This is a genomic window from Paenibacillus jiangxiensis (assembly GCF_046098255.1).
Classification (GTDB): domain Bacteria; phylum Bacillota; class Bacilli; order Paenibacillales; family Paenibacillaceae; genus Paenibacillus; species Paenibacillus jiagnxiensis.
In genome coordinates, this window is sequence record NZ_JBJURI010000017.1 from 118,074 (window position 1) to 130,509 (window position 12,436).

Here is a 12,436-nt window from a genome sequence, read left to right on the forward strand (position 1 = left end):
AAACAAAGGAGAGATTCGCAAATGTCCAATGTTAAGGGAAAAGTTGTTGTTATTACAGGTGCAAGCAGCGGAATCGGTGAAGCGACAGCCCGCCTGCTGGCCGAGCAGGGAGCCAGTATCGTCCTGGGAGCGAGACGGACGGAAAGGCTGGAAGCACTCGCGGCCGAAATCCGTTCCAAAGGAGGAACTGCAGAATATTGCGCCCTGGATGTCACCAGCAAGGAGCAGATGGATGAGTTTATCAGCTTCGCGAAGAGCAAGTTCGGCCGTGTGGATGTGCTGGTGAATAACGCGGGCGTAATGCCCCTTTCACCGCTGGAAGCCTTGAAAATCGATGAATGGAACCGGATGATTGACGTCAATATCAGAGGAGTGCTGCACGGCATTGCCGCCGGACTGCCTCTCATGAAGCAGCAGGGCTTCGGCCAGTTCATTAATGTCGCATCCGTCGGAGCGTACAGCGTAACGCCGACCGCTGCGGTATACTGTGCCACCAAATATGCCGTCCGCGCCATTACCGACGGGTTGCGAATGGAGGTCGGCAGTGATATTCGCGTCACCCTGATTTCACCGGGAGTCACGGAATCCGAGCTTGCCGACAGCATTTCGGATGAGCAATCTCGCGAGTTCATGAAGGAGTACCGCCGGATTGCCATTCCCGCGTCCGCTATCGCCCGTTCTATTCAGTACGCTGTCGAGCAGCCTGCCGAGGTAGACGTAAGCGAGATCATCGTGAGACCAGCGGCGAGTCCATATTAATCTTTTTCAAAATGGGGACAAGAAATTCCTTTTGAACTACGAAGGGAGGAATGCTTCGTTCCCGGAGCACCTCCCAACAAACGAAGGGAAGTCCCTGGTTCAATGGAACTGGGGCTTTCCTCTTTTCATACAATCAGTCGTCCCTTCCGTTCCGCAAGACCAATCCTCACCTCCACACCCGAATTGAATTCAAGAAAATCATCCTCAACACCGTCACTGAAAATGACGCCATTTTCCGGCATTTGTGAAACGATTCGCAGCGGATTTCCGGCATCTATTTTCCCGAAGACGAGTCCTGCTTCCGTTGACCTGCTCGGAAAAGGCTCTCGAACCGTGAACAGCAGATAAGACGAATCACAATGAAAATGTCCGAGGTCCAGGCCGGGCACAACAGCAGCTTCGGAATAGGCCAGACTGCCGGCAATGCCGGTAGCCCCCGCCAAAACGCTCTTCAGCCAGCCAGTTGCACCAAGCCCTGTTGATACGATAATCCCGCTTGAGGACTGCCGCTCTGTATGATTGGCAAGCGTCAGCTCGTATCGTGCGGATACATGCGTTTTACGGCCGATGAAGAGATCGTTTACCCCGTACAGCGTCTGTCCGTCATTGAGCTCCGCTTTGGCAAGCACAACTTCCTTGACCAGCCGCCGCTCTGCCATAACATCGCGGACAATACTACCCAGATCTTTGACTGAAAAGGGCAGCAGCACACCGTCCCACCGCAGCGGATCGGGATTGACGCCGATGAGCGGCTGCTCCTCCAGGTACTTCATCGTGTTGGCCACAAGCCCATCCTGCCCCAGCACAACCACGATATCCTGTTCCCCAAAAATAAAGTTCGGTACATGTTCCCGGTCAATGACCTGCACCCGCCCCAGACTCTCCAGCCCGGTCAGAGCCTGACTTACCGCCTTTTGGTAGGTCTGATCCTCAGCCGCATAATCGCTGAAGTCCGCTCCAAGCCGCCGGATATAAAATTCCGCCTGGCTGATCGTGTTATAACGTGCCACAAGCTCCTCCAGCCGTGTCCTGCGCTTGATCAGCACAATCTTCTCCTCCGTCATCCGCTGCTTCATCGGGTAACCCTCCTTTTCAACTCATCTCATTCGGTTATCCATCAAGCCCTGCAGCAGGTCTGGAGTAATGTTCAGCTGCCCGATTTTCTCGGCCTTCTCCGCCAGCTCCTGGAATGCGATCGCAATCAGCTTGTCTGGACTCATGTCTATATTGGTCATCGACTGCAGCACATTCGGGTTGACCCCTTCCAGCGACTTCATGACGGCGGCAAGCTCATAGGCTTTGGCGTCGGATTCTGCTTTGCGGTTGGAGACGGTAAGCTCAATCAGCGCCCGCTTTTTCTCCTCCATCTCGGTATCAAACCGGAGCTGCTCCTCCTTCATTTCATTCCTTTTCAGCAAAATCGCACGCTCTGCGGCAAGCTCCGTTTCCCGGATTTGCTGCTTCTTCGTCTCAACCGCAATTTCCGTGTTCAGTTCATTCTCTTTGACCCGTCTCTCCTGCTCAATAGACGCGTTCCGCCGCTCATACAGCGCTTCATCCGCGCTTTGCAAAATCTCCTCTCTCGCTCTTGCCTCCAGCGCACGCATCGTTTCCTTGTTCGGCAGAACGGCCAGAATCGACAGACCCAGCAGCTGCAGACCGAGATTTTCAAGCTCCTCGTCCTGGGCCACTTCCTTTCTGACGTTAAACGCCAGCTGTTCACTGGATTGAAGCGCTTCACGCAGCGGCATCCGTTCCAGGTACTTTTTTAATCGCACCTTCGCAATGTTGATCACCCGCTGGTCAAGCTTTCCCGGATCATCGGACAAATACCGTTTATGCTTCAGATCATAGGTATAGTTCAAAATTTCCGTCATTTTCCGGTAACCGGCGATTCGATAAGTCAGCTGTCCTTGCACGGTGACCTTCTGGTAATCATTCGTCATTTCCTCGAACATAAACGGAACATCAATCGACGACACCGGCACAACGGCCACCGAAGTGGTCGGCTCATAATAATAAAAGGACAAACCGACACCTTCCCTGACTACCTTTCCGTTTTTCATCTTCATCACATACTCGCTGGGCTGAAATTTAACAAATTTGAAGCCGAACATAGGCGATCCCTCGCTTCCGTTTTTCCGGGTCAACCCGGTTATGAATATCCAAAGGATAACATGTTAAATTGATAATTTCAATATGACATTTACAATTTATCATGAACAATTCTCCCTTATCTTCCCAAAGAAAAAGGATGCCAGGAGCTACAAGCCCTGACATCCTTGGTTTCCGAGTCTACGTTTTTATTGGAAGCTATCTATAAAACTTTCATAATGGCGATTTCCGTTGCGCTCATCAAACTGCCGGGCTGCCGTAACGGCCATATCCCTGAATCGCTCCGACAAACGTTCAACATCCGTTGATTCATCAGCATAAGGAAAGTCCGCCGGCAATCTGACCTCAAAATTCATCGGCTCGGCTGCCAGTCGCTTGAACAAGGTGGAGGCATGGGCGTTGAACATCATCCGGTCATGCGGATTCTCATGATCCAGAGCGAGCGGCGCATGCAGTTCAAAGAGCTCAAGCCCTTTAACGGGGTCCGTTTTCGTTAAATAGGCGATATGCTGGCTGATTTGCAGTACGAAATCCCGCTCTCCCTTGATAAGACGATATCCCTGCCGTTGGTACTTCTCGGCTTCCTGCAAGCGGCCCTGCCGGTACAGCGGCAGCAAAACCTGCGGGTAAGTGACATGTGGAACCTCGGCACAGCTCATCCGGTCTGACAGGATCGGCTCCGCCGTTTCAATCGCCCGCTGATCGTCTCCTGCCAGGACATAGTATTTGACAAACTGATCCTGCTCGCACGCTGCACAATCACTCATCTCATCACGGTCCATGGCTTGAATTTCCCTGAAGAAACGCCCCGCTTCCTCAAGCTCGCCATACTGGAGGGCCAAAGTCATCCGGTAATAATAATATGTACGGTCATTATAGCCATGTTCGCGGTAGCGTTTCTTCATGTCCTCCAACAGGCCGTCAATCTGCGTGCGGCTGATTTCCGGGAAGCAGGCAATCTTATCAATAATCCACTTGTACGACCACAGCAAATTGTACCCGTCATAGCTGTCCGGGTCTTTATCGAACTGCCCCAGCAGCCAGGAAAAGTTCACCAGGGCTTTCTTGGGATAACCGTTAAAGGTCGCCGCTTCAACCAGCTCAAAACGGGCTTCAAATCCCTGTTCAACATTGCCGGTACTGTCCGCTAATTTAACAGCTTCCTCCAGCAGTTCAATTTTTGCTCTGCCGCCGGGCAGATCGTACGCCTCGAACATTAAATCATCAAAATCCATATTCATTGTCACTGCGGACCGCCTCCTTTTTGCGCATCAGCCGCCAGGCCGGCTTCGATCAAGCGCAGAATTCCCTGGTTCAGCACACTCATCTCTTGCCTGTTTAAAGGGTAATGCCCCATCATCAGGGCGTTCACGTACAACATTTCAACCGTATTGACCAGGCCCCCGGCATTCACCGGCATGAAGATGCGGGCCACTACCGGATTGTCCAGATTCAAATACAGCGTCGAATAGGCTGCTTCCGGATTGAACGAGGAGCCCAGCGAATGAAGCACCGACGACAGCACATCAGGGCTTGCCTCTTCCGCTGCTTTTAAGGAACGGAGCTCGGAAGATTCCTTCGACAGGGTGAAGAGGGCCGGGAGCTCCACAGGCTTGAACCGTTTCAGCTGAACCCGGCAGCGGAAGCGCTGCAATGCGGCATCCGCCATACGTGTCAGTTCGTAGTACCTCATTCTTTCTTCGGCAGTGATGTCCGTAAATGCCAGCGACACGTCCTCCGGAAGGAGACGCTCGGTACGCACCTTCGCGTTAATGGCAGGCAGACTCGCCATCAGCTCCGCGTCGTAAATATAACCTCCGTTTACGACCAATAACGATTGTGCCGCCGCCACGTGTGTGATCTGACGGTATTCATCCAGTGTCGCCGTAAAGTATAAATTTGGGTTATCATCGATCAGCTCACCCAGCTCGCGCCGCCCATAAGTGCTTTCAAACGGCAGCCAACGGTGAATCATGCGATAAAAATTCCCGTCCTCCACCGCCAGCGCCTTCATGGATAATGCGTGCAGTTGGATCATATGACGCAGCCGGTCGGGATCATATTCCGCCATTCGCATAAGCTCGGCGCGGATGGATTCACCAAGCTCGGCGCGAACCTCCTCAAGCTTCTCGTTCTCATAAAAATGTTCGCGGGAAGCCGTTGGCTGCAGCTCATCGCTCCAGATGACTCCTTTCACAAAGAAGGCCCATACCGGCAATATGTTCTCCGCTTGATCAGACACCAGCATATGCTTCAAATAGACACGGTGATTCTTTTTCGCGTGCAGATTGACAGCCTGCGGCAGAACATAAGCAATGCCGCCTGTTCTGCCGGAAGACGTACGCAGCGGAATGAAGTCGCCAAACCGCTCGCCGTGAAGCCTTTCTCCAAAGCGGAGCACCTCGTTACGCTGTCCGCGCGCCAGCTCAGGCTGTGCAATCCAGGCCGGGACCGACGGGTTCACCACTTGTTCAAACCGTTCTGTCCGCAGCTCAATCGGATAAGGAAGCAGCGCCCCGTAATCATAAAGCCATTTTTCCACGTTCTCCGTTTCATAATAAATCTCACAACCGGGCTTGCAGCGTAAATACACCCTCGTCCCCGGTGAAAGGGCTGTTTCAAGCTCGCGAATGCTGTACGTACCATCCGGCTTCCCTTTCCACTCGAGCGAAGGTCCGCCTTTAGCAGATTGCGTAAGCATGACGATTTCATCACTGACCATAAAGCAGGACAGCAATCCTATTCCAAACCTGCCGATAAAGGAAGTCTCCTCCATCATAAGGTCCTTCCCTCTCTTGGAGGACTGCCCGATCATGGCAAGAAACTGATGCACATCATCCTCGGTCAGTCCGATACCGTTATCCTCCATCATTAAAGTCGCTCCGCTTCCCGTACCTGCAAGCTCAATATGAATTCTTCCTTCATAGTCATGCTCCATCCCTTTGCGGGCGGTCACGGCATCGACAGCATTTTGCAGCAGCTCCCGCAAGAACACTTTAGGACTGCTGTACAAATGATTGGATAAAATATTGATCATTCCGCTTAAATTCACCTGAAAGCGGTAATTGTCCTGCTGCTTCATATTCCTCGCTCCAATCCTCAAGTCTATCTCACCTGTTGTTAAATACCTCCAGATAAAAGTATAACTACACATCCTGGCCCGAACAATAGGACCTGCTTAATGCAAAAAGCAGGCCCTTGTGATTATTAAGCGGCCTGCTTCCGTATATTTTTTGCGAGAATATGAAAGACACACCATCATATCCTCTATTTGCTGCCTGTAAACGTAATGCCTTTGATGAAATAACGATTGAAAAAGGCATAAATGATCAATACCGGAACTGTACAGATCATGGATGCGGCCATGATATAGTTCCAGTAGCTGATATACTGGCCTTTGAACGTGTTCAAGCCGAGCGGCAGCGTGAACATTTCCGGACTCGACATAACGATCAACGGTTTCATGAAATCATTCCAGGAGCCCATGAACACGAAAATAATTTGCGCGGCCATCGCCGGCCGGGCGAGCGGCAGCACGATCCGGAAAAAAGCTCCCATCCGGCCCAATCCATCAATCTCGGCCGCCTCCTCCAGCTCTTTCGGAAAGCTGACGAAGAACTGGCGCATCATAAAGATATAAGTCGCGCTGATCATGGAAGGAATGATCATGCCCTGATACGTATCCAGCCAGCCAAATCCTTTCAGAATTAAAAAGTTGGGAATCATCGTAACCTGCGTCGGAATCATCAGCACCCCGAGAATAACGATAAACAGCAGATTCCTCCCCGGAAAGTTTAACCTTGCGAGCGCATAACCCGCCATCGAATTGAACAATAGATTCAACCCGGTAACGACGACGCCGATCACGACACTGTTAAACAGCCAGCGCCCGAATAAAGGCTCCTGAATGAATATCGTTTTGTAGTTATCCAGCGTAAATACTTTCGGCAGGAAGCTGAAGCTGCCGCTCACGATTTCTTCCAATGTTTTAAAAGACGATGACAGCGCCCAGAAGAACGGGACGAGCGTCACCACCGCATACGCGGCCAAAATCATGTACAGCAACACGTTGCCGATTTTTTGGCGATTGATCATGATGCACCTCTCCCTAATTTAAAGATTCTTCTTGTGCAAATTTACGCTGCAGCCATGTCGCAATCATAATAATGACGGCCAGCGTCATGGCCAGCGCGGCGGCATAACCCATCGTTCCTATATTTTTGAAGGCATATTGATAGATCAGCAAAACGACGGTGAGCGTCGAGTTATTCGGACCCCCGGACCCGGCCGAGAAAATATAAGACTGGTCAAACAGCTGAAAGGTTCCAATCAGTCCCATGATGACCACAAAGGAAGTAACCGGCTTTAGGCTGGGCACCGTAATGCTCATAAATTTCTTGAAGGCGTTCGCCCCGTCCAGCTCGGCAGCCTCATACAGTGAATCCGGAATATCCTGAAGCGCCGCCAAATAGATGATCATGTAAAATGGCGCCGTAGACCAGATGTTCATACCCATAATGGCGTTCAGTGCCACGCGCGGGTCCCCCAGCCAGTTATACGTGGGCAGGCCGATAGAGCTCAGCATTTCGTTAATCAATCCGCTCTGATTGAACATCCACATGAAGATCAGGGTTAAAACGGCTGATGATGTCAGTGTCGGCAGAAAATAAATAATACGGAACAGCTTCTGGCCTTTCAGCCCCGCATTCAGCACAGCCGCCAGCACCATCGCTAAAATGGTCTGTACCGGTACAACGATAACGACATATTTCAAGGTGTTCCAAATCGCAATATGCGCCCGCTGATCCACCGTAATGCGGGAGAAATTTCGAAGACCGACAAAATCGAAGCCTTGCCCCCCAAGGAGCTGAACCTTGTGAAAAGCAAGGAATAATGCGTAAAAAATCGGGCCCACGATAAAAGTCAGCAAAACAAACAAAGTCGGCAGCAGGAACAGATACCCCTGTATCGCCTCTTTAAGCGCTCTTCGCGAAAGCTTGATTCCCATGCCTGGATCCCCCCCATTCCGGTTTACTGATCATAGAGCTGAAATTCGATTTCCTCGTTAGCCTGAGCCTGCGCATCCGCAAGCGCTTCCCGTAACGAACGCTCTCCGATATAAGCGCTTACAAATTGGTTATTGAAGTTATTGAATATCGTCGGCAGTGTCGAGCCTGCAGACCATACTGTGGCGTAGGGCGCTCCCTTGACAAGCGGTCCCAGCAGAGGGTCCTTATCATAACCCAGCTCTGCGGCGACCGATTTCCGCGTCGGAAGTTCAAACTTTTTGCTTGCCCATGCTTTCATCCCCTGCTTACCCGTAAGGTAGGAAATCAGTTCCCAGGAAGCCTGCTTCTTCTCGGATGCCGCATTCATGACATAAGCGACGGTAAAAGCCATCGTCCCCTTTTTACCATGAATTGTCGGCACTTCCGCCGTCCCGAAATCGGTATTCGGGAATGTACTTTGCAAGAAGGGAATAGCCCAGTTGCCTTCCAGCACCATCGCCGCTTTTCCCTGCCCGAACATTTCGCCTGTCCAGCCCGCCCCCACATCGCTTGGCTGCGCGGCCGTCTTGTCTTTCAAATGCTGATCAACATAAGGCTGGAGTGCGTTCAGCACCGCCGATTCCGTAAAATTGGCCCTTCCGTCCTTAACCACATGACCTCCCAGCGATTGCGCAATGAAAAAGGTACGTGCAAGCTCCGGATTTTGCCCGAAGCCGTAAACTTTATTCCCTTCCGTCAGTTTCTTGGAGGCTTCACGCAGCTCATCCCATGTCTGGGGGACCTGCACCCCGGCTTTATTCAGCATTTTCTTATTGTAGAACAGCGCTAGCGTCGAATAGCCTTTCGGAAGCCCGAATGTTTGATTGCCCTGCTGGAAAGCCTGAATCATCGGTTGTTCAAAATCATCAACATCGAAGTCATCCGTTATGAAACGGTCGAGCGGCTCAAGTACCCCTGTTTCGATCAGAGCCGGAGCCTCAATCGCGTCCAGATAAAATACGTCAGGCCCCTTGCCCCCAATCAGCCTTGTTTTGATCACATCCATATACTGATCGGCGATGACTTCATGCTTGACCTTAATATTCGGGTGCTGTTTCTCAAAATCGGCGAGAAGCTCCTCCAGAAGTTTGCTCTCTTCCGGAGTGGAACCCCATCCGGCAAAGGTAATTTCGACTTTTCCGTCGGCACTTTTCTCATTTCCGCCGCAGCCGGTCAAGAGCCCGGCGATAGCTGTGATCGTGACCGCCAGGGCCACGATCTGTCTGAACACGTTCATACGGGTCATCTCCTTTCCGTATCGAAGGCTTCGGTCATTTTGTCACAATCTCATAACCGGTCGTATTTTCCGTGATGCTCCAATTCAATTCTGCCCCGGCTCTTTCAACCCTGACCGAAAGTACACCGTCGCCGATGGCGATATTTGACACGGAAAGTTCGTTCATGTCTGGCAGAAGAGTCGGCGACAAATGGATTTTGCGGTGGATTCCGTCCGGGAATAAACCGAGCAGTGCCTGTACAAAGGTCAGAGGCGTACCGGCAGCCCATGCCTGGGGAGAACAAGCCACAGGGTAAAGGACCGCTTTGCCGATGGATCGGTCATACCCGCAGAACAGCTCCGGCAGACGGTTGTATTCAAAATGTTCGGCAGCAGCGATCAATCCTGTCATCACTGCATTCGCCTCCTCTTGATGACCGGTCTTGCTAAGACCGAGAAGGCTCAGGCTGTTATCATGCGGCCAAATGCTTCCGTCATGATAGCTCATCGGATTGTAGCCAGCCTCCCCCGCCCCCATCGTACGAATTCCGTAACCGGAGAACATGGCGGGGGATACCAGCATCCTCGCAACGGCTTCGGCTTTTGCTTCATCCAGCATACCTGTCCATAAAACATGTCCCGGATTGGAGGTAATGGTGCCAACCTGCTGCTTGTTTCCATCCAGAGCAATGGCATAATACTGTACATCTTCCATCCAAAACTGTTCATCAAATTTCACCTTCAATACCTCGGCTTCCTTACGCAGCTGATCGGCTTCCCCGGTGCGCCCGAGCGCCTCATACAGCTCCGCAACCCCCCGCTTTGCCTGATAGACATATCCTTGAACCTCACTCAGGGCAATCGGTGTCTGGGCATAGTCGCCATTGCGGTGTACGACGGAATCGGCTGAATCTTTCCATCCTTGGTTCGCGATGCCTTTGCTCGATTCCTGATGGTACTCGACAAACTGATCCCCATCCCTGTCGCCATAGCGGTCAATCCACAGCAGCGCATCGTCAATAGACTGCTCCAGTTCCCGGACAAGGGACAAATCTCCTGTCCACTTCACGTACTCCGCAATGAGCACCAGAAATAACGGAGTCGCATCAATCGTGCCATAATAAGGCGTGAATGGAACCTGATTCGTATTCGCCAGTTCTCCGTAACGGATTTCATGCATGATTTTACCCGGCTGCTCATCCCGCCACGGATCAACGGCTTTTCCTTGCGTGGAGGCCAGCGTTCGAATCGTGCCCTTCGCCACTTCAGGAGCAAAAGGCAGCATCTGCAAAGCTGCGATCAGACTGTCCCTGCCAAAAGGAACACCGAACCACGGCAGGCCGGCCACCGGAAAAGACCCATATCCCAGATCGGTCAGCAAAATCCGCAAATCGGTCAATCCCCGATCAATCAGACTCTGCAATGGCTTATAATCTGTCTGCACTTTCGTAATCCTGTTGGCCCAGGCATTATAGGATTGCTGCAGCAGTTCCACTGCGGCTTGCGGAGATGAAACATGCTTGTGCTTCACCTCTCCAATTTGTGGCTGTATCGTGAAGGTAATCGTCTCCGCCTGCCCGTGAGACAAACTCACGTTAAACATGACATCGCCATCGTTGGCGGTTTCCTCCTGACGGTCCCAGGAAATGACCGTGGCCCGCTTGATATGGTCTGCACCTTCATAGTGGAAGCTAACCGTTCGGGGTCCGTTAATATTCCCCGTTCGTCTGCCTAATTCACCATGCTGAAAACCTCTGACCACGAACATATCCACAAAATCCGCATCCATATACACGCTCAATTGGAATGTGACTGGCTTGGGATAATAATTGGTCATCTTGATGCTTTCATACAAAACATCATCATAAATAAAGCGTTTTCTCTCAATCTCGACCGATTCCCGCCACAGCTCAAGCTTGCCCTCTGTTTCCATATGAACATTGGTCATTAATATGGTGGATAAATAGCTGTCTGCTCCATCCGATGAAAGAAGCACCAGATCCTGTCCATTCACTTGAAGATCCAGCTTGCTGAGAAAACGGGTGTCCTTCATATAAAGACCCAATCCGTACGGATGATCCTGCGGAATGTTGCCCTTTTTGTCGGTGAGCATGAACAAATCATTTTCCTTAATCACTCTGTAATCCATAAATCATCCTCCTGATGTATCCGAAACGTTTCGGATTTTGCGTAATTGAAAAACCACTAATTGTGGTTTTCAGATGTGGAATGGCGTATGACAAGTTGGGTATCCAGATACATCTCATGCGGCTCGCGGCTGCCCTCCAGCATATGGATCAGCATGGTTGCTGCCTCATAACCAAGCTGAAATTTATTTTGCGATATCGTGGTTAGCGGCGGGTTGGCATACGATGCAAGCAGGATGTCGTCATAACCGACGACCGACAGCTGCTCGGGAACACGCCTGCCCAAGCTGACCGCCGCCTTCAGTACCCCGAGTGCCATTAGATCGCTCGCGCAAAAGACGGCGGTAATCTCAGGACAACGGGCCAACAGCTTCTCCGCCTCCTGCCTTGCAGTCTCTTCATCATATGCACCATTCACGACCCATTCCGGTCTGAATGGCAGATGGCGGGTCTCCAGCGCTTCCTTATATCCCTGCAGACGCTGTGGGCTGACAAAAGCCTGATCATGGCCATTGACCATGGCGATATTGCGGTGTCCGAGCCCGATCAAATGACTTACCGCCGTGCTCGCCCCCAACACATTATCTGTTGTTACATACCCGACGGTGTCCGACTTCATGGGGATGTCAATCAGAATACAAGGAATATCGCTTTCAACCACTTCCTGCAGATAAGGGTCATCTGTTTTAATGCCTGACAGAATGACGCCGTCCACTCTTCGCTCCTTGCAAAGCTGGGAATACGTTTTCTCCCTTTGTTTGGTGGAGTTCGTGCTGAATAGGATCAGATCATAGTCCTGCTCCGAGGCATATTCGTTGATCCCGGACAATACTTCAAAAGTAAACTGATCCTTCGCATTTTGCCGATTCATGCCGGATACGAGCAAGCCGATCGTCCTGGATTTATTCATAACGAGCCCTCTTGCCAGCGTATTCGGGCTGTAGTTCAAATCCTTGGACACCTGAATGATTTTTTGGCGAGTGTTTTCATTCACATCCCCATAACCATTCAAAGCCCTCGATACGGTAGTTACGGATACGCCGGCAACTCGGGCAATGTCTTTAATTGTCGTCATACCCTTTTCTCCTTATCGTTCTATCCAAAACGTTTCGGATGATGATGAAGCGAGTATAACCGATATTGAAAACGAT

General features: G+C 51.2%; 10 protein-coding genes. 1 reads left to right on the forward strand and 9 read right to left on the reverse strand.

Annotated features, from left to right (window positions below):
- Positions 1-21: 21 nt before the first annotated feature.
- The gene (locus tag ACI1P2_RS17330) at positions 22-759 is read left to right on the forward strand and encodes an SDR family oxidoreductase (protein ID WP_355321104.1); all 738 of its coding nucleotides are present in this window, start codon (positions 22-24) and stop codon (positions 757-759) included.
- Between the two features lie 125 nt (positions 760-884).
- On the opposite strand, the gene ACI1P2_RS17335 is transcribed toward ACI1P2_RS17330, so the two are convergent.
- From ACI1P2_RS17335 to ACI1P2_RS17375, 9 genes are all read right to left on the reverse strand, one after another.
- Entirely contained in the window at positions 885-1,835 is a 951-nt protein-coding gene (locus tag ACI1P2_RS17335; RefSeq protein WP_355321105.1) for a diacylglycerol kinase catalytic domain-containing protein, read from the reverse strand.
- 21 nt (positions 1,836-1,856) lie between these two features.
- Positions 1,857-2,876 carry an SPFH domain-containing protein gene (locus ACI1P2_RS17340; RefSeq protein WP_355321106.1) on the reverse strand — a complete coding sequence of 340 codons (1,020 nt, stop codon included), beginning with the start codon at positions 2,874-2,876 and terminating at the stop codon, positions 1,857-1,859.
- 186 nt (positions 2,877-3,062) lie between these two features.
- Positions 3,063-4,115, reverse strand: a complete 1,053-nt coding sequence (locus ACI1P2_RS17345; protein ID WP_355321129.1) for a hypothetical protein — start codon at positions 4,113-4,115, stop codon at positions 3,063-3,065.
- A 2-nt stretch (positions 4,116-4,117) separates the two neighbouring features.
- Complete coding sequence (locus ACI1P2_RS17350; protein WP_355321107.1) at positions 4,118-5,956, reverse strand: HSP90 family protein; 1,839 nt, start codon at positions 5,954-5,956, stop codon at positions 4,118-4,120.
- Between the two features lie 185 nt (positions 5,957-6,141).
- The gene (locus ACI1P2_RS17355; protein ID WP_355321108.1) at positions 6,142-6,969 is read right to left on the reverse strand and encodes a carbohydrate ABC transporter permease; all 828 of its coding nucleotides are present in this window, start codon (positions 6,967-6,969) and stop codon (positions 6,142-6,144) included.
- Positions 6,970-6,982: 13 nt separating this feature from the next.
- On the reverse strand, positions 6,983-7,882 hold the full coding sequence (locus tag ACI1P2_RS17360) for a carbohydrate ABC transporter permease (protein ID WP_355321109.1): 900 nt from the start codon (positions 7,880-7,882) through the stop codon (positions 6,983-6,985).
- 23 nt (positions 7,883-7,905) lie between these two features.
- Positions 7,906-9,159 (reverse strand): ABC transporter substrate-binding protein, encoded by a 1,254-nt coding sequence (locus ACI1P2_RS17365; protein ID WP_355321110.1) that lies wholly within the window; start codon positions 9,157-9,159, stop codon positions 7,906-7,908.
- Positions 9,160-9,193: 34 nt separating this feature from the next.
- On the reverse strand, positions 9,194-11,287 hold the full coding sequence (locus tag ACI1P2_RS17370; protein WP_355321111.1) for an amylo-alpha-1,6-glucosidase: 2,094 nt from the start codon (positions 11,285-11,287) through the stop codon (positions 9,194-9,196).
- Positions 11,288-11,343: 56 nt separating this feature from the next.
- On the reverse strand, positions 11,344-12,360 hold the full coding sequence (locus ACI1P2_RS17375; protein WP_355321112.1) for a LacI family DNA-binding transcriptional regulator: 1,017 nt from the start codon (positions 12,358-12,360) through the stop codon (positions 11,344-11,346).
- Positions 12,361-12,436: the final 76 nt, after the last annotated feature.

Excerpts from the sequence above, each read along its gene's own strand:
- ACI1P2_RS17350 (WP_355321107.1), bottom strand. The coding sequence starts at position 5,956 with ATGAAGCAGCAGGACAATTACCGCTTTCAGGTGAATTTAAGCGGAATG.
- ACI1P2_RS17370 (WP_355321111.1), bottom strand. The coding sequence starts at position 11,287 with ATGGATTACAGAGTGATTAAGGAAAATGATTTGTTCATGCTCACCGAC.
- ACI1P2_RS17365 (WP_355321110.1), bottom strand. The coding sequence starts at position 9,159 with ATGAACGTGTTCAGACAGATCGTGGCCCTGGCGGTCACGATCACAGCT.
- ACI1P2_RS17375 (WP_355321112.1), bottom strand. The coding sequence starts at position 12,360 with ATGACGACAATTAAAGACATTGCCCGAGTTGCCGGCGTATCCGTAACT.
- ACI1P2_RS17355 (WP_355321108.1), bottom strand. The coding sequence starts at position 6,969 with ATGATCAATCGCCAAAAAATCGGCAACGTGTTGCTGTACATGATTTTG.
- ACI1P2_RS17330 (WP_355321104.1), top strand. The coding sequence starts at position 22 with ATGTCCAATGTTAAGGGAAAAGTTGTTGTTATTACAGGTGCAAGCAGC.
- ACI1P2_RS17360 (WP_355321109.1), bottom strand. The coding sequence starts at position 7,882 with ATGGGAATCAAGCTTTCGCGAAGAGCGCTTAAAGAGGCGATACAGGGG.
- ACI1P2_RS17340 (WP_355321106.1), bottom strand. The coding sequence starts at position 2,876 with ATGTTCGGCTTCAAATTTGTTAAATTTCAGCCCAGCGAGTATGTGATG.
- ACI1P2_RS17345 (WP_355321129.1), bottom strand. The coding sequence starts at position 4,115 with ATGAATATGGATTTTGATGATTTAATGTTCGAGGCGTACGATCTGCCC.
- ACI1P2_RS17335 (WP_355321105.1), bottom strand. The coding sequence starts at position 1,835 with ATGAAGCAGCGGATGACGGAGGAGAAGATTGTGCTGATCAAGCGCAGG.